The organism is Proteus columbae (assembly GCF_009914335.1).
GTDB lineage: Bacteria > Pseudomonadota > Gammaproteobacteria > Enterobacterales > Enterobacteriaceae > Proteus.
The window spans coordinates 3,670,841-3,697,200 of sequence record NZ_CP043925.1; the positions used below are offsets into that span (position 1 = coordinate 3,670,841).

Here is a 26,360-nt window from a genome sequence, read left to right on the forward strand (position 1 = left end):
GAAGTTGGCGACTATGAGAATGCCAAGAACGGAGAGATAACGAGCAGTAAACCGGTAAAAATAATCAGGTAGAGCGACGCACCTTTGTATTTGTGTAACATTGGTACTTTGTACACTAAGTATGCAGGGATAAGACAACCCACCATACCGAAGATTGGGCTACAAATTGAGGTAAAACTCAGTACTGGCGCATTCAGGATGATTGCTCCCCATGCTAAAAGCACGGCGAAAATCATGATGCCGTTTTGTACCCATTTTTGGTTGATTTTTTCTGCTGGAATATAGCGTTGCAGAATATTCATAACGATCCCTTGTGTCGCTTCACGGAAACCTAGGTAAACACCAAAGAATGCAGTCATTACGGCGAAGATATTTAGCATAACGCTTACAACAGTTACCCAACCACCAGGGAAGAATTTTGCAGCAATCGCTAATGCAGAGATATTTTGTTCATACGCTTTAACTGCTTCATCATGACCCATTGCTAATGTGAATGAGATTGCATAGAAGAAAACAGTACAGAACAACACACCGAACGCGATGTTCATTGCACGTAACGCTTTGTGGCGAGCAACTTCACGGTTTTTATTACGACCACGGTAAGAGATAACCATTGGACTTAATGTTTGGATAAACAGAATTGAAGTCAGGGTAAAAGGTAATGTAATGATTGCTTCTTTGATTAAACGTCCAGCGGGTGGTAATGCACCCACGTTATAAAGATGCCACATACCAATCATGGAGATCCCTAACGCGGCAACAACAAACAGTTTAGTTAGTACCATAAAGCTTGATACTTTAAACAGTAATTGTTCACCACGAGAAGAGATAGCGACTAAAGCACAAATCAAGATCAAACCATAGAATGGGTTTTCTGACAGTAAACCTTCCGTAACACCAAATGTTTGTAAGTAAGAAGCACTGTCATTGGTGATTGCCGTTGAGTAAACAAACATCCAAATGACTAACATCACAAAGTAGAGTGCTCCTAATAAAATACCCCAGTTTTTACCGAGATAACCGGTGATAACGCTTGGGTAGTCTTTACACTCTGGAGATTCAGCCAACGTATTAATAAATAGGCGTTGGAAAAGGTACATCGCAGGATAACCAATGATCGAGGATAGTAGGAAAACCCATAATCCCATCAGACCTACCTGTACAGGTAAAAACACAATACCTGCACCGATAGCCATACCGATACTCATGATAACCCAGCCCACATCATTGCCGTCGAATTTAATTGCAGCACGCCATTCTTGTTCTGTCATACCTGCGCGGCGAGCGCCAGCACTAGTTGCGGGATAGCTTGTTGTCTCTATTTTTGAGGAAGCCGTTTCCATATTAGTACTCACTTTTTATATTGTAATTGTTAATAGCAAAACGAATTTTTGGGGGTAAAAAAAGTCTATCTAACATTGCGATGTCGAAATAGCCTTACTCTTTGCAGGTATTATTTATTATGGGTAAATGATAGGGAATATTACGGAGAAAAAAGTTGTTATAAATCGTGATAGCCCGAAATGATTTGGAAAAAAATTCTATCGTAAGGAGAAAAATAGGATTATCTGTTCAAAGAGCATAGTAAATAATAACCTTCCCTCTATTGTAACCTTTATAAACAAATAAATAATTGATTAATAATGAAAAATACCTATTGTTATACAATAATAGTCAAGTATAACAATTGAAACAAATCACCAAATAAACTGTGCTGTCTATCACGATATACTATGATAATCCTTTCTATTTAGCTTTGTTATCTCGTATTTGGTTAAAATACTGTTACTAAACAGCATAATTAACCATTTGATCTGTTTTTTATAAAAATAGGCGGCTAATAAGATAAAAATAGATAAGGAAGTGTATAACCCAAAGAGAATACTTTTTTCGATAGAATTAAATTCTATCATATCCCATGGATTTACTTTTCTTGAAGAAAGTGCGCTACAAACCGTAAAGAGTTTATTGTTCGTAGCGCTTAGATCATAAGGGAATAAGCGGTGTGATCTTAATAACCGCGCTCTAAGATTGGTTTTAAGAATCTTGCAGTATGTGAGCCTTCAAACTCTGCGACTTGCTCTGGTGTGCCTGACACTAAAATTTGACCGCCACCACTTCCGCCTTCAGGACCAAGATCCACAATCCAGTCCGCTGTTTTGATCACATCAAGATTGTGCTCAATAACAACAATGGTATTACCTTGATCACGTAATTGATGAAGTACTTCAAGTAACAACTCAATATCAGCAAAGTGAAGCCCTGTTGTAGGCTCATCAAGAATATAAAGAGTCTGTCCCGTACCACGTTTTGACAACTCTTTTGCTAACTTAACTCGCTGTGCTTCACCACCCGATAAAGTCGTTGCTGATTGCCCCAAGCGAATATAAGAAAGACCAACATCAATCAATGTTTGTAACTTACGAGCCAGCGCTGGCACAGCATCAAAGAACTCCCTTGCCTCTTCAATGGTCATATCTAACGCTTCGTGAATGTTTTTTCCTTTATATTTTATTTCAAGGGTTTCACGGTTATAACGCTGACCTTTACATTGATCGCAAGGTACATAAACATCAGGCAAAAAGTGCATCTCAACTTTTATTACGCCATCACCTTGGCAAGCCTCACAACGACCACCTTTTACGTTGAAACTGAAACGACCTGGCGTATAACCACGAGTACGCGATTCAGGTACACCCGCAAATAACTCACGAATAGGTGTAAATACCCCTGTATAAGTTGCTGGATTTGAACGAGGTGTTCGACCAATCGGGCTTTGGTTAATATCAATGACTTTATCGAAATGCTCTAAACCTTCAACGTCTAAATAAGGTGCAGGAACACTATTTGTAGCACCATTTAATTGGCGTTGTGCAATAGGGAATAGCGTATCGTTAATTAACGTTGACTTACCTGATCCTGAAACGCCCGTAATGCAGGTAAATAAACCCACAGGTAATTTCAGATTTACGTTTCTTAGGTTATTACCTTTAGCACCTAAAATCGTCAGCATTTTCTCACGATCAATCGGAACGCGTTGCTCTGGAATAGCAATACGGCGTTCACCGCTTAAGAATTTGCCTGTTAATGAATTCGGATTATTGATGATATCTTCAAGCGTACCTTGAGCAACAATTTCACCACCGTGAACGCCCGCGCCTGGGCCAATATCGATAACATGATCTGCTGCACGAATAGCATCTTCATCATGTTCAACAACAATCACCGTGTTACCCAAATTACGTAAGTGGATCAATGTTTCAAGTAGACGATCGTTATCTCGTTGATGTAACCCAATTGAAGGTTCATCCAAGACATACATTACGCCAACTAATCCAGCACCAATCTGGCTGGCTAAACGGATACGTTGCGCTTCACCGCCTGACAAGGTTTCAGCCGAGCGAGAAAGTGTGAGGTAATTTAAGCCTACATTGACCAAAAATTTTAGTCGATCACCAATCTCTTTTAAGACTTTTTCTGCGATCTTTGCTCGTTGACCACTGAGCTTGAGATTTTGGAAAAAGGTCATCGCATGACCAATGCTGTAATCTGCAATTTCAGGTAATGTAGTATTTTCAACATACACATGGCGCGCTTCACGGCGTAAACGCGTACCACCACATGAAGCACAAGGACGATTACTAATATACTTAGAAAGTTCTTCACGTACCGCGCTTGATTCTGTCTCGCGGTAACGGCGTTCCATATTATTTAATACGCCTTCAAAAGGATGATGACGAACAACGACATCACCACGATCGTTTGTGTATTTAAATTCAATATTCTCTTTGCCTGAACCCGTTAAAATAACTTTTTGAATATTATCTGGTAACGAATCAAACGGCGCTTCAACATCAAAATGGTAATGTTCACCCAATGAGCGAAGCATTTGGAAATAATAGAAGTTACGGCGATCCCATCCCTTAATTGCACCACCAGCAAGAGAAATCTCTCTATTTTGGATCACTAATTCAGGATCAAAAAATTGCTGAACACCTAAGCCATCACAAGTTGGGCAAGCCCCAGCAGGGTTATTAAAAGAGAATAAACGAGGCTCTAGCTCGCTCATGCTATAACCACAAACAGGACAGGCAAAGTTTGCAGAAAAAATAATATCGTCTGCATTGCTATCATCCATATCAGAGATAACAGCAGTGCCACCAGAAAGTTCTAATGCAGTTTCAAAAGATTCTGCTAAACGTTGGGCAAGATCGTCACGCACTTTAAAACGGTCAATCACCACCTCAATGGTATGTTTTTTCTGTAATTCTAATGTCGGCGGATCAGAAAGATCACACACTTCACCATCAATACGCGCACGAATATAACCTTGGGCAGCAAGATTATTGAGTAACTTAATATGCTCGCCTTTACGCTCTTTCACTACAGGCGCTAACAGCATTAAGCGCTTGCCTTCTGGCTGCTCAAGTACATTATCAACCATTTGGCTAACTGTTTGAGCGGCTAATGGAATATCGTGATCAGGACAGCGAGGTTCACCAACGCGCGCAAATAAGAGCCGTAGGTAGTCGTGAATTTCTGTAATCGTTCCCACAGTCGAACGCGGGTTATGCGACGTAGATTTCTGCTCAATCGAAATAGCGGGAGACAAACCTTCGATGTGATCAACGTCAGGCTTTTCCATTAACGAAAGAAACTGACGAGCATAGGCAGAAAGCGATTCGACATAGCGTCGCTGTCCTTCTGCATAAAGCGTATCAAAGGCTAAAGAGGATTTACCAGAGCCAGAAAGTCCCGTAATAACAATAAGTTTATCGCGGGGAATGACCAAATTGATATTTTTTAGATTATGGGTGCGAGCGCCCCGTACTTCGATTTTATCCATGAACATATCCCGGATTGAGAGAGTCGCCGAAAAAGAAAGAATCGGATAATTATGACACAAAGTTAACTGAATGGATATACAGTATATATAGTGAAATTGAATGACGATGAAAACCTGTCATTTTGAGACAAAAAAATTTCGACAATGTTCACAAATGAGAAATTCATCACGCGTCATATTCAAATTTTAGCGTACGTGATAAACTTATTCGCTTATGATTTCAAAAAATTTACTTTCGCAGGAGTACCGCACATGGCGAGCAGAGGCGTAAACAAAGTTATTCTTATCGGTAATTTAGGGCAGGATCCAGAAATCCGTTATATGCCAAGTGGTGGTGCAGTTGCAAACCTGACACTGGCAACATCAGAAAGCTGGCGCGATAAACAAACCGGTGAAATGAAAGAAAAAACCGAGTGGCACCGTGTGGTAATTTTCGGCAAACTGGCAGAAATTGCAGGCGAATATCTGCGTAAAGGTTCACAAGTTTATATCGAAGGTCAATTACAAACACGTAAATGGCAAGACCAAAGCGGTCAAGACAGATATAGCACTGAAGTTGTGGTCAATATCGGTGGCTCAATGCAGATGTTAGGTGGCCGTGGTGGTCAAGATGGCGCACCTTCACAAGGCGGCCAAGGCGGTTGGGGTCAACCACAACAGCCACAAGCATCACAACAATTTAGCGGTGGCGCACAATCTCGTCCTGCACAACAACCCGCAGCAGCACCAGCACCAAACAATGAACCACCAATGGATTTTGATGACGATATTCCGTTCTGATCATATTTCAGAAAAAATTATCTAAAACCATCTAAAAAATTAACCCAGCTTAGGCTGGGTTTTTTGTTGATGATCATGATAGATCACCATGAAAAGTTATTTTCACAAAACCCCACTTTACACAAAGGTTTGCTTTCAAAAAATATGGTAAGATCTGCGCCATTAACAACGTCTGAGAGCATCTGATCCCCATGAATGAAGAGAAATTGCTCGCTCAGGCAGAAAAGATCTGCCAGAAACGAGGTGTTCGCCTGACTTCACAACGTCTGGCAGTATTGCGTCTGATAGTGCAGCAACCTTCTGCTATCAGCGCATACGACTTATTGGATTTACTACGCCAAGTTGAACCACAAGCAAAACCGCCAACGGTTTATCGTGGGTTAGAGTTTTTACTTGAGCAAGGATTTATCCATAAAATAGAATCCACCAACAGTTATGTACTTTGTCATCATTTTGATGATGTTGAACACACATCAGTAATGCTAATTTGTGACCGTTGTTTATCTGTCACTGAAAAAAATAGCCATAAAATCGAAAATTCGATTTCATTACTGGCACAAGAGAGTGGATTTCATTTACGACATAGCGTCATCGAAATTCATGGCTTATGTTCACAATGCCACGAAGCACAAGAGTGTACCCATCCTGAAGGTTGTCATCATGATCACAGTATGGATGATAATCTTAAGCAGAAAAAAACCGGTGACTATAAGCCTCGTTAAGCTTATAAAATACAAAAAGCCAGCTAAATGCTGGCTAATACGTGTTCTACTTTTGAATTCTCATTTCAGCTAATGAATACGCTTTACTTTCTTCACGCTTACCAATAGCAATAACTAAAATAACGACTTCTGAATCAATTATTTGGTAAACCAATCGAAAACCAGATGCTCGTAATTTAATCTTATAGCAACCCGTGCCATTCTTTTAATGCACGCTTATCAAACTCAATATTAAAGATCATCAATATTTACTCTTATACGTTTACATGGTTTCTTCAAACGCTCACGTACAACAGCTAAAATATCCTCATCTTCATCTTGTTCACCAACAACGACAGAAACTTCAGAGAAAGGTAACTTTTCATTTTCAGAAACATAACGTAGAAACAATCTTATAGCATCTGAAGGAGATAGATTCATTTTTTCAAATACTTGATAAGCTTCTTTTTTTAGCTCATCGTCTACTCTAACTTGTATTGTTGTCATAAACACCTCCATAATTAAAACTCATCATATTGTAATTACATTTGTAGTGCAATGGTGTTTTTTTATACAAATTAAAAAATAAAAAATGCAGATGATTTTGTGCTTTTACACATCATCTGCATCTTTATAAAATAAGTTGTGTTGACTTACTTTGGTACAAATTACAGCCATTCACCGTTACGAATAACCCCAACTGCTAAACCTTCCACAGTAAAGTTTTGTTCGCGTAAATCGACGATAATAGGTGAAAATTCTGGGTTTTCTGCATGAAGTTCAATTTTATTACCGCTTTTCTTAAGGCGCTTTACTGTCACTTCATCTTCAATACGAGCCACAATAACTTGCCCGTTGTGAACATCTTGCGTTTTATGCACGGCAAGTAAATCGCCATCCATAATACCGATATCTTTCATTGACATACCATTAACACGCAATAAAAAATCTGCACTTGGTTTAAATAGCATTGGGTCAACTTGATAATGGCTTTCAATATGCTCTTGCGCTAAAAGTGGTTCACCAGCTGCGACTCGCCCAATTAATGGCAATCCTTCTGCCTCTTCTTCCATTAGCAAACGGATACCTCTGGATGCACCAGAGACAATTTCTATCACACCTTTACGAGCAAGAGCTTTTAAGTGCTCTTCTGCCGCATTTGGTGAGCGAAACCCAAGTTGGGAAGCTATTTCAGCCCGTGTTGGTGGCATACCCGTTTGCGAAATGTGATCACGAACCAAATCGTAAACCTGCTGCTGCCTTGCAGTTAATGCTTTCATTCCGCCCCCTGTTTGTTTATACAGTCAGACTGTGAGTATATACAGGTATATGACGATTTGAAACCTCAAATGAATATAAAACACGCATCTTTGGATTATTTTTCGACAAAAATCGAATTTTTTAACTTTATGCGAAGAAATGCCCCCAAAGAATGGTTACCCAAGTAAATAATCCCAATATAATAGCAATCAGAACGGCGGCAGAACCCATATCTTTTGCACGTCCAGATAATTCGTGGTATTCAGATCCAATTCGATCGACAACGGCTTCTATTGCACTATTTACCAGTTCCAAGATCACAACCAATACAACGGAACCAATGAGTAAAATGCGCTCTAGACCACTGACATCGATGAAAAATGAAAGGATAATTGCAACCAAGGTCACAATGGCTTCTTGTCTAAAAGCGGCTTCATTAATCCAAGCGGCACGAATGCCTTTGTATGAATAGCCACCAGCTTTAATGATTCGGGTAAGACCTTTATTTTGATTAGCCATAATAAACTCTATCGAAAACAAACGATTATTTTGCCACTTTTCTCTATTAATATTGTCACAGCACCACAGATCTACGAAAGACTTTCTGTTATGCTTTCAAAGTATTGCTAATAAGAGGCTACAACTATTTATGTCAGCTTGGCGTAAACTATATTATAACACATTGAATTTACCACTAAAATTACTGGTAAAAAGCAAACGAGTTCCGACTAATCCTATCACAGAATTAGGGTTAGATACGTCGCGATCTTTTCTTTATGTTCTGCCTTATCATTCCAAGGCGGACTTACTGACTTTAAGACAGCAATGTCTATCATTAGGATTGCCAGATCCACTGCAACCTATTGAAATAGGCGGAACAAAACTCCCTGCATACGTCTTTATTGATGACGGCCCAAGAGTATTTCGTTACTACTCGCCCGATCCTCGAAAAGATTCCGTGAAGACATTCCACGCTTATCTTGATGCACATCGTAATAACCCACATCTTGATATCGAGATGTTGCCAGTTTCTGTGATGTTTGGACGCTCTCCAGGTCGTGAAGGTCATAATGGTGTTCCACATTTACGTGTGCTTAACGGTATCCAAAAATTTATCGCTATCCTCTGGTTAGGTCGTGATAGTTTTGTTCGTTTTTCACCCACTGTATCAATGCGTGAAATGGCGAACGAACACGGCACTGACACCAGTATAGCTCGAAAACTCGCTCGCGTTGCGCGTATCCACTTTTCACGTCAGCGTTTAGCGGCAGTTGGCCCTAAATTGCCAGCACGCCAAGATCTCTTCAATAAATTGCTTTCATCGAAAGCCATTGAAAAAGCAATTGAAGATGAATCAAAAGCGAAGAAAATCTCACTTGATAAAGCACGTAAAAATGCCACTGATATCATGGAGGAAATTGCAGCTAATTTCTCATATGAAGCAGTGCGTATTAGTGATCGCGTATTAAGTTGGACATGGAATAAGCTCTACCAAGGTATTAACGTTTATAATGCCGAACGCGTGCGTAAACTCGCGCAAGATGGGCATGAAATCGTTTATGTTCCTTGTCACCGTAGCCACATGGACTACTTGCTGCTTTCTTATGTGCTTTATCACCAAGGTTTAGTACCCCCACATATTGCGGCAGGTATTAACCTCAACTTCTGGCCAGCAGGTCCGATTTTCCGCCGTTTAGGGGCATTCTTTATCCGAAGAACCTTTAAAGGTAACAAACTTTACTCCACCATTTTCCGCGAATATTTAGGTGAGCTATTTACACGAGGCTACTCCATTGAATATTTTGTTGAAGGTGGACGCTCTCGTACAGGTCGATTGTTAGATCCTAAAACAGGGACACTTTCAATGACGGTACAAGCTATGTTACGTGGTGAAACACGCCCTATCTCTGTTGTTCCAATTTACATTGGGTATGAGCACGTAATGGAAGTGGCAACCTATGCCAAAGAGTTACGTGGAGCAACAAAAGAGAAAGAAGGTTTTATGCAGATGGTCAGAGGATTACGTAAATTACGTAACCTTGGTCAAGGCTATGTGAACTTTGGTGAGCCGATTTCTGTTGTACAATACTTAAATCAAGCTGTACCACAATGGCGTGATGATATTGATCCCATTGAGCCACAGCGTCCAAGTTGGTTGAACCCAGCAGTAAGCGCACTAGCTGATAACATTATGGTTCATATCAATAATGCAGCATCGATTAATGCGATCAACCTTGTTTCAACAGCCTTGCTGGCATCACGTCAGCGCGCACTCACAAGAGAGCAACTGTTAGAGCAGGTCGATTGTTATCTGCAATTATTACGCAATGTGCCTTATTCGACAGATATGATTGTGTCTGATAAAAATGCTGAAACCTTATTAGAACACGCTCTACAATCAGATAAGTTCCAAGTCGAAAAAGACAGTCTGGGTGATATTGTGGTACTTCCTCGTGAAAGCGCGGTATTAATGACTTATTACCGTAATAACACAATCCACTTAATGGTCACTCCGTCATTAATTGCCAGCATCATCTTACATCATGAAAAAATTCATCGTGATGATTTAATGAAACAAGTTGAGCTAATCTTCCCTCTTATTAAAGCGGAACTATTTATTCGTTATGAGAAAGAAGAACTCCCTGAAGTCATTAATACTTTGATTGCAGAATTGTGCCGTCAACGCCTAATTTGTTCTGATAATGATGGCTTACTACGTATCAACCCTGCGCGTATTCGTCCATTACAGCTTTTAGCCGCCAGCGTCAGAGAAACATTACAACGCTATGGTATTACGCTGTCTTTACTCAATTTTGCCCCTGAAATTAGCCGTGCATTATTGGAAAAAGAGAGCCGTATCTTGGCACAACGTCTTTCAGTCTTGCATGGTATCAACGCACCTGAGTTCTTTGATAAAGCGGTATTCTCTACTTTAGTTTCAACGCTACGTGAGGAAGGGTATCTCAATGATAATGAAGATATTCTCAAAGCAGATGCATCTGCCCTTTACCAAGTGATTGCAAAATTAATGTCACCAGAAATTCGCTTAACCATTGAAAGCGTGGGGATCACTGAAGATAACAATTCAGTACAAACTATTGACGAAAAAAGTGAGCCTAAAGCTGATGAATAATCAGCAAATAGTGCCATGACCGAAATAGAAAAGGGATAAGCTCATTGCTTATCCCTTTTTATTTCTACTGACCCGTCCTGAATAAGGTTGACACTTTTCCAATCTGAAATTGGAGAGTGTAATGAAACCAATCACTAAACGAACTCAACGCGATTATTCTCTCGCTTTTAAATTACAGCTTGTTGACCAAGTTGAAAAAGGCGAAATAACCTATAAACAAGCCCAAGATCGCTATGGTATACAAGGATGCTCTACTGTTTTAGTTTGGCTTCGTAAGCATGGTAGGTTAGATTGGTCAAACGGTACCCCTGATACTTTTTATAGAGGTTCAGCTATGACCCAATCTTCTGAACAACAAACGCCGGAACAACGCATTAAGATCCTTGAAAAGGAACTTGAAGAGGCTCGGCTTAAATCCGATTTCTTCGAAGCAGTGGTTAAAGTCATGGATAGAGACTTTGGAGTTCGTTTGTCAAAAAAGCGCAAAGCCGAGTTATTAAAGAAAAAACGGTTAAAAACCTCACCGTAACAATTGCTTGCCGTTTTATGCAGATCAGCCGACAGGCTTATTACAAGAGACTGGATAGAACTGAGGAACGAAAGAAAGCCGATTCGGCCATCATTGATGCTGTTAAATCTGAACGAGTCTTACAACCTCGACTGGGTGGGCGTAAATTACATTTTATTTTAAAGCAAAAACAGATGGTTATTGGTCGTGATCGGCTATTTTCTTTATTGAAGGAACATCAGTTACTGGTGCCTAATAAACGGGCTTATCATCGAACAACCTTAAGCCATCATCGTTTTTATCGGCATCCAAATTTAATTAAGTCAGGGTTTATCCCCACACAACCAGAACAGCTTTGGGTAGCAGATATTACCTATTTATCGACGCATGAAGGTGATACTTATTTAAGTTTAATTACGGATGCGTATTCACGAAAAATCGTGGGATATCATTTAGATAACAATATGAAAACAAGTTCAGTGAAGAAATCGTTGGTTCAGGCGTTAAAAAAACGGACTTCGACAACTTCGTTAATCCATCATTCAGATCGAGGGATACAGTATTGTTCTTCGGAATATCAGGAGATACATAAAGAGCATAATATTCAATGTTCTATGACTGATGGGTATGATTGTTATCAAAATGCCTTAGCAGAACGAATTAATGGAATATTAAAAATGGAGTATCTACTGATAAAACCGAGTAATCTGGAACAAGCAAGAAAATTAGTAGAAGAATCAATCCAACTCTATAATGAAAAACGGCCACACTTATCGTTAAACTATAAAACGCCCGATGAAGTACATCGAGCGTTTTATGCCTGAAAAGTTGTCAACCTATATCAGGACTAGTCATACTCAATCGTAGATAATCATTTAGCACTTACGATACGTTAAAAATAACTAAATAAAATGCCCGCAAATAAAACAAAACCAACATAGTTATTATTCATAAAAGCTTGGAAACACGGTGCTCTTTCACGCTCTGCAATAAGCTTCTGTTGATAAATAAACAGAGCTGTTACTAACAATAACGACCAGTAGTAGATACCTTTCAGATTCAGCAAAATACCGATACCCACTAATAATGCCAACATCACCAGCTGTAAAATACCGATAATAATTTTGTCATAACGACCGAATAAAATGGCGGTAGATTTAACCCCAATTTTTATATCATCATTACGATCAACCATTGCATATTGTGTATCGTAAACCACAGACCAGATAATATTGACAAGGAATAATAACCAACACACTAATGGCAAACTTTCAGAAACGGCAGCAAATCCCATGGGGATTGACCAGCCAAAAGCCATACCTAAAATAAGCTGGGGCAGATTACTAAACCGTTTAACGAAAGGATAAAACCACGCCAGTGCAAGCCCTGCCACAGAGAGCCAAATAGTCATAGTATTAAGTGTTAAAACTAATGCAAAAGACAAGAGTACCAAAACGATAAATAAAATTTTGCTCTCTTTTTCTGTCACAGCCCCACTAGGTAATGGTCGATTTTTAGTTCGTTCAACACTGCCATCAATTTTCCGGTCAGCAAAGTCGTTTATTACACACCCAGCGGCACGCATAGAGAACACGCCAATAGTAAAGACAATCAGAATATGCCAATCAGGAAAGCCTTTAGCGGCAATCCATAAAGCCCAATAAGTTGGCCAAAGTAATAATAGCGCTCCGATAGGTTTATCTATACGCATTAAACGGCTATATGCTTGCCATTTACTTTGCGTCATACTTCCCTCCAATTTTAGCTCCCCCTAATTACTTCTCATACACTGGTGATGCAGGTAGAAACATCTCGGTTAATAATAAAGGTTTATCTGAAAGCTGGAAACGAGAACGGCGTAGCCAATACCCATTTTGTTGCCCGATATGAATAAAATCTCGACTTAAGGTTGTTTCCTGAAACAGATAACGCCCAAGTGGAACGGTTCTTAGATTGACCAGTTTTCTGTCTTCGCCTGTCAATGTCTCTTCTGGTACTAACGTCCGCCCTAATAACCAAGGAATATCGTCACCACACAATACCACTTCTCTTAACCAATAACGCTGACTTTTGGGTAAACATGCTCTTTCGTCAGCGGGCTCAATAATGTCAATAAACCCTTCTTGATAAGGCATTACGGTGACTTTTTGGCAATATTGTTCAAATCGCCTTGTCATTGAGCCTAATTCTATTAACCAACTTAATGTACTTTCTTGAATACTTGCATGTTCCTCACTGGGTAGCCAATGGATAGGTGCAGGGGTAATTATTGATTTTTTGAACATTTATTCATCATCACGCTTTGATGATCCTAGCTTGTGTGAGTCATGATGCATAAGGATATCATGATGTGACTAATGGAAGTTAAAAGCTGATAACATTTCGCATAAATAATCTAAAAAAGCGTTAAAAGAAAATCAGATTGAGTACTAAATAACCAAAAAACAAAGGAGGTTATAAAAACCTCCTTTCTATCTAACCAACTACTTATATTCAGTTTATTCGATTAACGCCATGCTTTATAACGATTAATCAGATTATTTGTTGAGCTATCATGGCTGTTAACACTTTCCTTACCTTTTAATTCAGGAAGAATACGATTAGCCAGTTGTTTGCCTAACTCAACACCCCATTGGTCAAAGGTGAAGATATTGAAAATAACACCTTGTACAAAGATCTTATGTTCATACATTGCAATCAATGCACCTAATGAATAAGGCGTAATTTCTTTTAACAAAATAGAGTTAGTTGGGCGGTTACCTTCGAACACTTTGAAAGGTGCAACATATCCCATAGTCTTAGGATCTTTTCCTGCTGCGGCAAATTCCGCATCAACTTGCTCACGCGTTTTACCAAAAGCGAGAGCTTCGGTTTGAGCAAAAAAGTTAGACATCAATTTTGCATGATGATCGGATAGTGGGTTATGGCTAATTGCAGGCGCAATAAAATCACAAGGAATGATTTTTGTACCTTGGTGGATCAGTTGGTAAAACGCATGTTGTCCGTTTGTACCTGGTTCACCCCAAATGATAGGACCCGTTTGATAATTAACTTTGTTTCCATCACGATCAATATACTTACCATTAGATTCCATATTGCCTTGTTGGAAGTAAGCAGCAAAACGATGCATGTATTGATCGTATGGCAGAATCGCTTCAGTTTCTGTGCCAAAAAAATTGTTATACCAAATGCCAATCAGAGCGAGGATCATTGGGATGTTATTTTCAGCATCTGTTGTTCTAAAGTGATTATCCATTGCATGAGCACCTTCCAGCAATTGCTCAAAGTTGTCATAACCAACAGATAATGCGATAGATAAACCAATTGCTGACCATAATGAATAACGGCCACCAACCCAATCCCAGAATTCAAACATATTGGCAGTATCAATACCAAATTTTGCCACTTCTGTACTGTTTGTGGATAACGCCACAAAGTGTTTAGCAACAAATGCACTCTCTTTAGCAGTGGCTAAAAACCAATCTCTTGCTGAATGCGCATTTGTCATGGTTTCTTGTGTAGTAAATGTTTTTGATGCGATGAGGAATAGCGTCGTTTCAGGATCACATTTTTTCAGTGTTTCTGCGATATGGGTACCATCAACATTAGAAACAAAATGCATAGTAAGATGGTTTTTATACGGACGTAATGCTTCTGTCACCATATAAGGACCAAGATCAGAACCACCGATACCAATATTTACAACATCAGTAATCGCCTTGCCTGTATAACCTTTCCATTCACCACTAATAATACGCTCACTGAAGTTTTTCATTTTATTCAGTACAGCATTCACTTCAGGCATAACATCTTTGCCATCAACGATGACGGGAGCATTGCTACGATTACGTAATGCAGTATGCAATACAGCACGATCTTCAGTACGGTTGATTTTTTCACCCGTAAACATGCTATTTATCGCACCTTCAACGTCACATTCCTTAGCCAAAGCCTGCAATTTCTCTAATGTTTCTTTCGTAATACGATTTTTTGAAAAATCCACTAGAATTTGGTCTGAAAACGTTTTTGAAAACTGCTCAAAGCGTGATGTTTCCTGAGCAAACAGTGTTTTCATCTCGGTATCTTTGATCACCGAAAAATGGTTTTCTAATGCCTTCCAGGCTAAGGTTTGGGTTGGGTTTACATTTTTCATTCACAATACTCTCTTAAGATTACAATCCAATATTCTCAGATTGTAGCCTGACATTTAATAGTTACAGTCAATTCTTTCTCATTTGATGATATTGGTCAAAACCATTCGACAAATCTAGTACTAATTACTTACATAGGTAAAACCGATAATGCGGAGCTGATTATTAATTAAATTGATTATTCTTCACTCTGCATTGACTCTCTACTTAATAACCGATATTCCTAAGTGTGTCCAACATCTCATTTTTGCCTAAAGGAATACGACAATGACTGATAATACTGCTACGCCTTCATCATCTTCTTCTCCATACACTATCGCTAAATTTGGCGGCACCAGTGTTGCTAACTTTTCAGCAATGGAAAAGTGTGCAGATATTATCCTGAAACAAAAGTCAGTTCGTGTCGTCGTTCTTTCGGCATCTGCTGGGATTACTAATTTGTTAATTGAACTTGCAGCAGGTACTGAACCTTCACAACGAGAAGCTTTACTCTCACAAGTTCGTGATATTGAATATGCCATTATTAATCAGCTTTCTCAGCCTGAAATTATTTCTCAAGAAATAAACCGCCTGCTTGAAAATATTGAGATGTTATCTGAAGCGGCTTCACTTGCCACATCTGATGCATTGACAGACGAATTAGTCAGTCACGGCGAATTAATGTCAACATTGCTATTTGTTGAATTATTGCGTGAAAAAGGCATACAGGCAGATTGGTTTGATGTCAGAAAAGTGATGAAAACGAATGATCTATTTTGTCATGCAGAGCCCGATATGGTGCAGTTAACAGCACTGACACAAAGCCTTATTCAGCCTCGTTTAGAAGAAACTGTCATCGTCACACAAGGTTTTATTGGTCAAGAGCCTAAAGGGAGAACCACAACGTTAGGTCGTGGTGGTAGCGACTATACGGCTGCACTTATTGGTGAAGCACTCGAAATGTCTCGTGTGGATATTTGGACGGATGTACCCGGCATTTACAGTACCGATCCAAGAATAGTGCCAGAGGCACATCGTATTGATCAAATCGCCTTTAATGAAGCGGCTGAAATGGCCACCTTTGGGGCTAAAATATTACACCCAGCGACATTATTACCTGCTGTTCGTAGTGGCATTCCAGTGTTTGTTGGCTCAAGCAAAGCCCCCGAAGAAGGCGGCACTTTAGTTTGTGCTCAAACAGAAAATCCACCTGTATTCCGCGCGATTGCACTACGTAGAAAACAAACGTTGCTCACATTACATAGCCTAAAAATGCTTCATGCGCGTGGCTTCTTGGCTGAAATTTTCACCATTTTATCACGCCACCATATTTCGGTTGATGTGATAACAACATCTGAAGTCAGCATTGCTTTAACCCTTGATACAACAGGTACAACAAATTCATCAGGCAGTTTATTAACGAATGCCTTATTAACAGAGCTATCTGCATTATGCCGTGTTGAAGTAGAAGAAGATCTAGCATTAGTTGCCGTGATTGGTAACTCACTTTCACAAGTGAATGGTTTAGGTATTAAAATTTTCGGTACATTAGAAAATTACAATATTCGTATGATAAGCCACGGAGCAAGTACCCATAATTTATGTTTATTAGTTGATGGCAAAGATGCGGATAATATTGTGCGTAAATTGCATGATACATTGTTTTAATTAAACGATTTTGAGAGAGATATTTTTTCTCTCTCAAAATTCAGCCTTTATTATTGAAAAGGTGTAAGCTTTAAAGAACTTCATTAAATAGCAATTAGAATTAAAATCTAATTTTATTAATGGAGTAATAAAAATGAAAATATTTATAAATAACAGTATGAACATTAGTGAAACAATCAGTAATAAAATCAACACCAACAATCCTCATATTCTTACTGATATAAAAAAAGAAATTAATTATTTGCACAATAAATCAGTTGCGCTGAATACTCCTATCGATACTACGCTCTATCTTTTAAAACATATAGAAGAAAAGCGTCCTATCTCTAAAAATATAGAATCCATATATAATCTAGAATTAGTAAATAAGGATAGCCTTAAATCTATGATTGATATTCATCATAGAGAAAAGAAAAAAGATTATTTAGCAATTGCTTGTTATTCGGATATATTAAAAAAAATAGACATAAAAGCTACAAATATAGAAATTCAGCTTACAAAGGAGTTTATGAAACTATCTGATCAAATAATAAAAAATCACACCATAATAAAAGATACAATAAAAATTCTAGATAGTTATTTTCAAAACCTTAAAGATCGACTGGATGAAACACCAGAACTCGAAAATAAAATAAATGAATACGATAACCAGAATAAAATTATCTCAAGCTTAATTAAATACAACACATCTCAAAAAAACATAGTGACAGATATTGAAGAAAAAACAAATAAAGCCAATAAATATAATAAAAATTTAAATGGAGCCATTGATGAGCTATGTAAAATTACTTCAAATTACATATCCATATTAGAAGATAGCGACCAATCAAAATATCATAATAAAATATTAGAAGTAATAACAAAACATATAGAAGGAATAGAAAAAATAAATACTACCTATCTTAATATTTAATATTCAAACTAGGCTTCTTTTTCTAGAAGCCTACTTTTTAATAATTTAATATACCCGATAACCGCCATATTTTTTCGCAAATTGATTAAATTTACCGAAATCAATTAAGGCAATCTCTAAAGTCTTATGCGAAAGATGAGACATCTTTGCAATCTTTTCAACAAAAACATGGTTATCTTCTAGTAGTTTAGCAGTAAGTGTAGCAGAAATTATTTCACACTCTTTCGGTGTGACAATCCAGCCATCATTGGTGGCAAATTTATGGATAGGGATATTCCCTTCTTTTTTACTCTCTTGAGCTAGCAACGCTTCTTCTTCTTTCATTGCCTGTTTAAATAATTCTATTTCTTCTTCAACAGGCTCTGGAGAAGTAGGAATTTTATGATAAATATAGTCTCCCACTTCTTCAATGCGGGCAGGAGTCATTTCGGCTTTCAGCCAAATTTTATCAAATGCTTTTTCATCTAAAATAGCATCAGTATCTAAGCTTCCTGTTAGTTGCATCAGATTTAAAAAAGCATTAATTAAAACTTCACTTAATGGATAATTTCCTTTTGCTAAAGAAGGAAACGGCACCTCAGCGCCAGCAGGTGGTGTTTTCTGAAGGTACAAAGTATAGCTCATTGTAATGTCCTTTTTTCTGATACAGGTTCACAGCTTAAACATCTTTAATGGGAGTGGCTAGTGAGAATAACAAGGGGATATTGCTATCCCCTCACTATTTATTACATTATTGAGATCTGAAAACAAAAATAAACTAAGACTCATACCCTAAATTAGGCGCTAACCAACGTTCAACTTCACTCACGCTCATTTCTCGACGTTTTGCATAATCTTCAACCTGATCTTTTTGAATTTGAGCAACTGCGAAATATTTACTGTCAGGATGACTAAAATACCAACCCGATACTGAAGCCCCAGGCCACATGGCATACGCATCGGTCAGTTTCATCCCAATGCGATTTTCAACATCAAGTAATTGCCAAATTTTGGCTTTTTCTGTGTGCTCAGGACAGGCAGGATACCCCGGCGCAGGTCGCGTTCCTTGATATTTTTCTCGAATAAGTTCGTCATTGGAGAGGTTTTCATCAGCGCTATAACCCCAAATTTGAGTTCTAACCCGTTGATGAAGATATTCAGCAAAAGCCTCTGCTAATCTATCTGACAGCGCTTTTACCATGATTTTATTGTAGTCATCATGGGCATTATCATAAGCATTCGCGAGAGTATCTTCTTCTAATCCTCCCGTGACTGCGAAAGTACCAAAATAGTCAGCAACACCACTTTCAACAGGAGCAATAAAATCAGCTAAACAGTAATTAGGAAAATCATTTTTCTCCGTTTGTTGACGCAAATGACAGCTTTTCAAAAGTGCTTGTTGGCGACTTTCATCTTGATAAATCACAATATCATCACCCAGACGATTAGCGGGGAATATCCCGACAATTCCTTTAGGTGTTAATAATTTTTCACGACTTAGTTTATCTAGCATCGCATTTGCATCGGCAAATACACGCTTTGCCTCTTCACCGACTACATCATCTTCTAAAATACGCGGATATTTCCCTGCTAAAGACCACGTCATAAAGAAAGGCGTCCAATCGATATATTCACGCAAGGTTTCAATACTTGCCGTGATCTCTTGCACTCCTAATTGATTAGGCTTTGGTGGTGTGTAATTTTGCCAATCAATTTGTAGCGCATTTTTTCGCGCAACCTCTAAAGAAACAGGCGGTGTACGCGGTTTTTTTCTGGCGTATTGCTGACGTACAACTTCATATTCACGACGCGTTCTAGCAACAAAATCGGCTTTTTGTGTTTCAGATAATAGAGCAGCAACAACACCTACGGTTCTCGATGCATTTTGTACATAAACAGTAGGATGACTATAATTTGGTTCTATTTTTACTGCGGTATGCGCTTTAGACGTTGTTGCTCCACCAATCATTAATGGTAAGGAAAAACCTCGCCTTTCCATCTCTTTAGCAACATTCACCATCTCATCAAGTGAAGGCGTGATCAGCCCTGAAAGACCAATAATATCGACTTTTTCATCGATCGCTGTTTGCAAAATTTTATCGCAAGGCACCATTACACCTAAGTCGATAATTTCATAGTTATTGCACTGCAAAACCACACCGACAATATTTTTACCAATATCGTGAACATCACCTTTCACTGTGGCGAGTAAAATTTTACCTGCGGAAGTTCCTGCCTGTTTTGTCGCTTGGATATAAGGCTCAAGATAAGCAACGGCTTGTTTCATCACTCTTGCTGATTTCACAACTTGAGGTAAAAACATTTTGCCTTCACCGAATAAATCACCGACGGTATTCATACCATTCATCAATGGCCCTTCAATCACTTCAATAGGGCTTGATGCTTGTTGGCGACAAGCTTCTGTATCTTCAACAATAAACTCGGTGATCCCTTTAATTAAGGCGTATTCTAAACGTTTCTCAACATTCCACTGTCTCCATTCGGCAAGCTGATGATTTTGCTCATCACTTTTAGTGCCACGATAACGTTCTGCCAATGCTAATAAATTATCTGTGCTCTCTTCATGACGATTTAAAATGACATCTTCAACTGCGTTACGCAGTTCATCAGGTAGTGAGTCATAAATGGCGAGTTGTCCCGCATTGACAATCCCCATATCCATACCATTTTTTACTGCGTAATAGAGAAAAACAGAGTGAATAGCTTCACGAACAGGATCGTTACCTCTAAATGAGAATGAAACGTTAGATACCCCACCAGAAATTAAGGCATAAGGCAGTTGAGATTTAATATCCGCACAGACTTCAATAAAATCAACGGCATAATTATTATGTTCTGCAATACCTGTTGCGACGGCGAATATATTAGGATCAAAAATAATATCTTCAGGAGGAAAACCCGCTTGCTCGGTCAATAACTGATAAGCTCGACGACAAATTTCAATTTTGCGTTCTCGGGTATCCGCTTGCCCTACTTCATCAAACGCCATAACGACAACAGCAGCACCATATTTACGCACCAATCTAGCATGCTCAAGAAAAGGAATTTCACCCTCTTTCATCGAAATTGAGTTAACAATACCTTTGCCTTGAATACACTTTAGGCCTTCTTCGATCACTTCCCATTTGGAGGAGTCAATCATCACAGGCACTTTGGCAATATCAGGCTCACCCGCAATGAGATTGAGAAAACGTGTCATCGCTTCGACGGCATCTAACATGCCTTCATCCATGTTGATATCAATGATTTGAGCACCGTTTTCAACTTGATGACGTGCCACATCTAACGCTTCTTGGTAATTACCTTCTTTTATCAAGCGTTTAAATTTGGCAGAACCTGTAACGTTGGTTCTTTCGCCCACATTCACAAACAGTGAATTTTCATCAATAACTAATGGTTCAAGACCTGAAAGACGACATGCTTTTTTCAAGGAAGGTAATACTCTTGGTGCAATGCCTTCTACCGCTTGTGAAATGGCGAGAATATGCGCAGGAGTGGTTCCACAACAACCACCTACAATATTGAGAAAACCAGCTTGTGCCCACTCTTTAATTTGCTCAGCCATCTCTTGGGCATCTAAATCATAGCCTCCAAATGCGTTAGGCAAACCAGCATTAGGGTGAGCACTGACATAGGTTTCAGAAATTTGCGAAAGTGTTTGAATATATTGGCGTAATTCTCTAGGGCCTAAAGCACAATTTAAGCCAAATGAAAGCGCATCCGCATGGCGTAAAGAGTGATAGAACGCTTCTGTTGTTTGACCTGTTAATGTTCTTCCTGATGCATCCGTAATGGTACCGGAGATCATTACAGGTAACTCAATATTGAGTGATTCAAATTCACATTTAATGGCGAAAATAGCCGCTTTCGCATTTAGTGTGTCGAAAATAGTTTCGACCATAATTAGATCAACACCGCCTGTAATTAATCCGCGCGTTGCTTCTCGATAAGCTTCCACCAGCTTATCAAATGAAACGTTACGAAAAGCCGGATCGTTAACATCTGGGGATATTGAGGCAGTTCTATTGGTTGGCCCCAAAACACCCGCGACATAGCGAGGTTTATCTGGTGTTAAGGCACTCCATTTATCTGCACAGGCTTTAGCTAATTTTGCCGCTTCTTCATTAAGTTCGAAACAAAGCGACTCCATCTGATAATCCGCCATCGCAATAGATGTCGAGTTAAAGGTGTTGGTTTCAACAATATCAGCGCCTGCTTGAAAATAAGCATTATGAATATCGGCAATAATTTGCGGTTGAGTTAAAACTAAAAGATCATTATTCCCTTTGACATCACAGCGCCAATCAGCAAAACGCTCACCTCGATAATCGGCTTCTGTCAGTTGATATTGTTGGATCATTGTACCCATTGCACCATCAAGTACTAAGATACGTTTTGCTAATGCTTCCGTCAGTTGTTGCTTTATGTTTGCCACGTTGTTCCCTCTTAATAGAGAATGTTTTTGTTCTTGTTTTCTTTATTGTTATTTCGTTGTTTTTTTATCCTACCATATCTTTTTATAAAGATTTCTAAGACGAAGATGAGAGATTTTCACTTAGCGATAAATCCCATTACAGTAATATTTCTTATCACACATTTTGTTTTGAAAAATGCGGTGATCGGAGGAGTTTTATTACACGAGATAGTTCATAATAGATATTAATATGGATAGCATTTCTGGAGTGTATGCATGACAGTTTCCCCTACAAATAAAAAAGTGCGTAAGACGAAAACAACTGCCACTCAAAGCACCGCACAAGGAGGCCCTGTTCAGTCATTAAGTCGTGGACTGACATTATTGGAATATATTTCCGAATCTCCGGGTGGTATCGCCCTAACTGATTTAGCCTTTCAAGCTGGGTTACCCAATTCCACAACACACCGCCTACTCACTACACTTCAACAACATGGTTTTGTTCGCCAAGTCGGAGATTTAGGCTTATGGGTTGTAGGTACACACGCCTTTATTGTCGGCAGTAGTTTTCTGCAAACCCGTAACTTACTTGTTATGGTTCACCCCATCTTACGTCAATTAATGGAAGACTCAGGTGAAACGGTAAATTTGGCAATTCTTGACCAAATTGAATTTGATGCGGTGATTGTCGATCAAGTGCAATGTAATGCGTTAATGCGAATGTCTGCACCTATTGGCGGTAAATTACCCATGCACGCATCGGGTGCGGGTAAAGCGTTTCTTTCCACTTTACCAGAAAATAAATTACTGCCTTTGCTCCAGAAAAAAGGCCTAATGGCTTATACCCCTCATACACGAACACTTCCTTCATCCTTAAAAGAAAATTTAGAACAAGCCCGCAAACAAGGCTTCTCTTTCGATGATGAAGAGCATGCTTTAGGTTTACGCTGTATTGGTGCCTGTATTTATGATGAACACCACCAGCCTTTTGCCGCAATTTCGCTTTCAGGTCCTGTGTCTAGAATGACGGATTCTCGTATCACTGAATTGGGTGCGATGGTGATAAAAGCAGCAAAACAAATTAGCCGTGAATACGGTGGCGTAAAAAGTTAATCCGCCCTCTTTCACCTTCCTCATTGCAAAGTAATGAGGAAGGCATCTCCGCAATTAAACCGATTCAGCTTTTTAAAATGACCGCTTTTACACTTTATTTCCGTTAAATATTAAAAAACTGTTATTTCTCCCCTTAAAAAATTGATGCCGATCACAGATGTTGTTTAAGGTGCATTAAGAGTATTGCAACTCTGCTTGTTACCCGTAACAATGTTACCGGTAACAAATACTATAGCTAATACATATATTCTCTTTTTATAGCCAATAGTAACGCTCATCACCCTTGTGTGAATAAAGGAAGCATCATTATGAACCCTAAAAATCATGACCATTTTCAGAACGACTTTGCACCTCTAAATGAAACAGTAAAACAGGTTACAGAGCGTATTGTTGCTCGTTCACAATCGACTCGTCGTGCTTATCTGAAAAAAATTGAAGCCGCAAAAAGCCAAACAGTACATCGTGCTCAACTTGCTTGTGGTAATTTGGCTCATGGTTTCGCTGCTTGTCAGGCTGATGATAAAAATCGCCTGAAAAATATGGTTCATAATGATATTGCCATTATCACTGCTTACAATGATATGTTGTCAGCTCATCAGCCGTATGAAGATTATCCTCAAAAAATTAAAAAAGCATTACATGCTGTTGGTGCCGTAGGACAAGTGGCAGGTGGTGTTCCTGCAATGTGCGATGGTGTCACTCAGGGTCAAGATGGCATGGAGCTATCACTCCTTAGTCGTGATGTGATTGCAATGTCAGCAGCAGTGGGTTTATCCCATAATATGTTTGATGGTGCGCTGTATTTAGGGATCTGCGATAAAATCGTTCCCGGATTAGCGATGGCTGCACTCTCTTTTGGTCATCTTCCTGCTATTTTTGTTCCTGCGGGTCCTATGACTAGCGGCTTACCCAATAAAGAAAAAGTCCGTATTCGCCAGCTTTATGCTGAAGGTAAAGTAGATCGTAATGCCTTGTTAGAAGCGGAAGCTGCTTCTTATCATAGTATTGGGACTTGTACCTTTTATGGCACAGCAAATTCCAACCAAATGGTGATGGAAATAATGGGGTTACATTTACCTGGTGCTTCTTTTGTGCATCCTAATACGCCATTGCGTGATGCATTAACTGACGCAGCCGCCAGCCAAATTGTGCGTCTCACTGAAAACTCGGGTAACTATCTTCCTATCGGGCAATTAGTTGATGAGAAAGTGATTGTAAATGGCATTATTGCTCTGTTAACAACAGGCGGTTCCACTAATCTCACTATGCACTTAGTCGCAATGGCCCGTGCAGCAGGTATTATTATTAATTGGGATGATTTCTCTGAACTTTCGCAAGTTGTTCCACTTATTGCTCGTATTTATCCTAATGGTCCAGCCGATATTAACCAATTTCAAGCGGCTGGAGGAATTGCTCTCATTATTCGTGAATTACTGAAAAAAGGCTTAATTCATCGTGATGTAAACACGGTGGCTGGATTTGGTATTGAACGCTATACCTTAGAGCCTTGGTTAAATGACGGCAAACTTGATTGGCGTGAAGGTGCGATAAGCTCTTTAGATAAAGATGTGATTGCTGATATAAATACGCCATTCTCATCACATGGTGGTACACAAGTGATGCAAGGTAATTTAGGTAGAGCGGTAATGAAAACCTCTGCGGTACCCGATGAGAATAAAATTATCGAAGCGCCAGCTGTTGTTTTTAATAGCCAACATGATATTGCCGCTAAATTTGAAGCTGGTGAGTTAAATAAAGATTGTGTGGTCGTTGTGCGTTATCAAGGACCACAAGCCAATGGGATGCCTGAATTACACAAATTAATGCCGCCGTTAGGGGTGTTAATGGATAAAGGCTACAAAGTCGCATTAGTTACAGATGGCAGACTTTCAGGCGCATCAGGTAAAGTTCCCGCCGCAATTCATGTTACACCAGAAGCGGTAAATGGTGGTTTATTATCCAAAGTACGTGATGGTGATATCATTCGTGTTAATGGTAAAACAGGTGAGTTAACGTTACTTGTCGATGAGCAAACAATAAATGCTCGCCAAGATGAAATCCCTGATTTAAGTGCCAACAATACAGGCTGTGGTCGTGAGTTATTCATTAATTTACGCCGTCATTTATCAGGTGCTGAACAAGGTGCTTGTTGCATTGATTTTTAATGTAGACAAGTTTTGAGGCTTAACGAGGAGCAAATTAAATTTATTTGCTCACCACTTTCTGATTAGGAAATACAATCATGGATCATTGGAATACAAGTGCAGAGTCTGTACTAAAATCAGGGCCTGTTGTTCCGGTTATTGTTATCAACCATATTGATGATGCAGTCCCTATTGCAAAAGCTTTAGTCGCCGGTGGTGTAAAAGTCTTAGAAGTGACATTACGTACAGAATGTGCAATTGAAGCTATCCGCCGTATTGCAAAAGAAGTTCCTGAAGCTATTGTAGGCGCGGGGACGGTAATTAATCCTCAACAATTAGCGCAAGTTACTGAAGCAGGTGCTCAATTTGCTATTAGCCCAGGATTAACAGAAGCATTACTCAAAGCGGCTGTTGCGGGAACTATTCCTTTAATTCCAGGGATTTCAACAGTTTCCGAATTAATGCTGGGAATGAGCTACGGTTTAAATGAATTTAAGTTTTTCCCAGCTGAAGCTAATGGTGGTGTAAAGGCATTAAAAGCAATTTCAGGGCCATTCTCAACAATTCGCTTCTGCCCAACTGGCGGTATTTCACCAGAAAACTACCGTAACTACCTTGCACTTGAGAGTGTACTTTGTATTGGTGGTTCTTGGTTAGTGCCTAATGATGCAGTGAAAGCAGGTGATTTCCAACGCATTACTGAATTAGCTAAAGAAGCTGTTGCGGGTACTCAGCGTTAATTATCTCTGT

The 26,360-nt window shown here is 39.2% G+C and carries 20 protein-coding genes; 9 read left to right on the forward strand and 11 right to left on the reverse strand.

Translation table 11 applies throughout. The features are described 5' to 3' along the window. Window positions 1–11: 11 nt before the first annotated feature. Window positions 12–1,343 (reverse strand): amino acid permease, encoded by a 1,332-nt coding sequence (locus F1325_RS17125; protein WP_109373160.1) that lies wholly within the window; start codon window positions 1,341–1,343, stop codon window positions 12–14. Window positions 1,344–2,011: 668 nt separating this feature from the next. Beyond that, a complete protein-coding gene (uvrA, locus tag F1325_RS17130) occupies window positions 2,012–4,846 on the reverse strand; it encodes an excinuclease ABC subunit UvrA (protein ID WP_109373159.1) in 2,835 nt (944 codons plus the stop codon). A 252-nt stretch (window positions 4,847–5,098) separates the two neighbouring features. Between uvrA and ssb1 the strand changes: the two genes are divergently transcribed. Continuing rightward, window positions 5,099–5,626, forward strand: coding sequence for a single-stranded DNA-binding protein SSB1 (gene ssb1 / locus F1325_RS17135; protein WP_088494417.1), 528 nt, complete (start codon window positions 5,099–5,101; stop codon window positions 5,624–5,626). Window positions 5,627–5,817: 191 nt separating this feature from the next. Continuing rightward, a complete protein-coding gene (gene zur, locus F1325_RS17140) occupies window positions 5,818–6,348 on the forward strand; it encodes a zinc uptake transcriptional repressor Zur (RefSeq protein ID WP_109373158.1) in 531 nt (176 codons plus the stop codon). A 46-nt stretch (window positions 6,349–6,394) separates the two neighbouring features. On the opposite strand, the gene F1325_RS19600 is transcribed toward zur, so the two are convergent. From F1325_RS19600 to F1325_RS17160, 4 genes are all read right to left on the reverse strand, one after another. Next, entirely contained in the window at window positions 6,395–6,502 is a 108-nt protein-coding gene (locus F1325_RS19600; RefSeq protein WP_348271746.1) for a type II toxin-antitoxin system RelE family toxin, read from the reverse strand. Window positions 6,503–6,579: 77 nt separating this feature from the next. Beyond that, window positions 6,580–6,834 carry a type II toxin-antitoxin system RelB/DinJ family antitoxin gene (locus F1325_RS17150; RefSeq protein WP_023583073.1) on the reverse strand — a complete coding sequence of 85 codons (255 nt, stop codon included), beginning with the start codon at window positions 6,832–6,834 and terminating at the stop codon, window positions 6,580–6,582. Between the two features lie 161 nt (window positions 6,835–6,995). Then, window positions 6,996–7,607: a transcriptional repressor LexA gene (gene lexA / locus F1325_RS17155; RefSeq protein WP_160230759.1), complete on the reverse strand. Its 612-nt coding sequence runs from the start codon at window positions 7,605–7,607 to the stop codon at window positions 6,996–6,998. A gap of 127 nt (window positions 7,608–7,734) precedes the next feature. Further along, the gene (locus tag F1325_RS17160) at window positions 7,735–8,106 is read right to left on the reverse strand and encodes a diacylglycerol kinase (RefSeq protein ID WP_006536373.1); all 372 of its coding nucleotides are present in this window, start codon (window positions 8,104–8,106) and stop codon (window positions 7,735–7,737) included. Between the two features lie 130 nt (window positions 8,107–8,236). On the opposite strand from F1325_RS17160, the gene plsB reads away from it, so the two are divergent. Together plsB and F1325_RS17170 are read left to right on the forward strand one after the other, a co-directional pair. After that, on the forward strand, window positions 8,237–10,720 hold the full coding sequence (plsB, locus tag F1325_RS17165; protein ID WP_160230760.1) for a glycerol-3-phosphate 1-O-acyltransferase PlsB: 2,484 nt from the start codon (window positions 8,237–8,239) through the stop codon (window positions 10,718–10,720). 121 nt (window positions 10,721–10,841) lie between these two features. Continuing rightward, a protein-coding gene (locus F1325_RS17170; RefSeq protein ID WP_160229872.1) for an IS3 family transposase occupies window positions 10,842–12,052 on the forward strand; the annotation gives its coding sequence in 2 pieces (ribosomal slippage) (window positions 10,842–11,184 and window positions 11,184–12,052; 1,212 coding nt in all). Window positions 12,053–12,120: 68 nt separating this feature from the next. On the opposite strand, the gene ubiA is transcribed toward F1325_RS17170, so the two are convergent. From ubiA to pgi, 3 genes are all read right to left on the reverse strand, one after another. After that, the gene (gene ubiA / locus F1325_RS17175) at window positions 12,121–12,975 is read right to left on the reverse strand and encodes a 4-hydroxybenzoate octaprenyltransferase (protein WP_100159029.1); all 855 of its coding nucleotides are present in this window, start codon (window positions 12,973–12,975) and stop codon (window positions 12,121–12,123) included. 28 nt (window positions 12,976–13,003) lie between these two features. Continuing rightward, the gene (gene ubiC / locus F1325_RS17180) at window positions 13,004–13,513 is read right to left on the reverse strand and encodes a chorismate lyase (protein WP_109373155.1); all 510 of its coding nucleotides are present in this window, start codon (window positions 13,511–13,513) and stop codon (window positions 13,004–13,006) included. 221 nt (window positions 13,514–13,734) lie between these two features. Beyond that, entirely contained in the window at window positions 13,735–15,381 is a 1,647-nt protein-coding gene (pgi, locus tag F1325_RS17185) for a glucose-6-phosphate isomerase (protein ID WP_109373154.1), read from the reverse strand. A 265-nt stretch (window positions 15,382–15,646) separates the two neighbouring features. Between pgi and lysC the strand changes: the two genes are divergently transcribed. Next, complete coding sequence (lysC, locus tag F1325_RS17190) at window positions 15,647–17,026, forward strand: lysine-sensitive aspartokinase 3 (RefSeq protein ID WP_160230761.1); 1,380 nt, start codon at window positions 15,647–15,649, stop codon at window positions 17,024–17,026. 133 nt (window positions 17,027–17,159) lie between these two features. Beyond that, window positions 17,160–17,939, forward strand: a complete 780-nt coding sequence (locus F1325_RS17195; RefSeq protein ID WP_109373152.1) for a hypothetical protein — start codon at window positions 17,160–17,162, stop codon at window positions 17,937–17,939. A 45-nt stretch (window positions 17,940–17,984) separates the two neighbouring features. Here F1325_RS17195 and F1325_RS17200 read toward each other — a convergent pair whose 3' ends face one another. Both F1325_RS17200 and metH read right to left on the reverse strand, forming a co-directional pair. Beyond that, window positions 17,985–18,563, reverse strand: coding sequence for a hypothetical protein (locus F1325_RS17200; RefSeq protein ID WP_244185049.1), 579 nt, complete (start codon window positions 18,561–18,563; stop codon window positions 17,985–17,987). Window positions 18,564–18,696: 133 nt separating this feature from the next. Further along, a complete protein-coding gene (gene metH, locus F1325_RS17205; RefSeq protein ID WP_160230762.1) occupies window positions 18,697–22,374 on the reverse strand; it encodes a methionine synthase in 3,678 nt (1,225 codons plus the stop codon). Window positions 22,375–22,629: 255 nt separating this feature from the next. On the opposite strand from metH, the gene iclR reads away from it, so the two are divergent. The 3 genes from iclR to F1325_RS17220 all read left to right on the forward strand — a co-directional run bounded on the left by iclR (window position 22,630) and on the right by F1325_RS17220 (window position 26,350). After that, window positions 22,630–23,466, forward strand: a complete 837-nt coding sequence (gene iclR / locus F1325_RS17210; RefSeq protein ID WP_075673076.1) for a glyoxylate bypass operon transcriptional repressor IclR — start codon at window positions 22,630–22,632, stop codon at window positions 23,464–23,466. A 308-nt stretch (window positions 23,467–23,774) separates the two neighbouring features. Next, window positions 23,775–25,631 (forward strand): phosphogluconate dehydratase, encoded by a 1,857-nt coding sequence (gene edd, locus F1325_RS17215; RefSeq protein WP_109373149.1) that lies wholly within the window; start codon window positions 23,775–23,777, stop codon window positions 25,629–25,631. Between the two features lie 77 nt (window positions 25,632–25,708). Beyond that, complete coding sequence (locus tag F1325_RS17220) at window positions 25,709–26,350, forward strand: bifunctional 4-hydroxy-2-oxoglutarate aldolase/2-dehydro-3-deoxy-phosphogluconate aldolase (protein ID WP_109373148.1); 642 nt, start codon at window positions 25,709–25,711, stop codon at window positions 26,348–26,350. Window positions 26,351–26,360 lie beyond the last annotated feature (10 nt).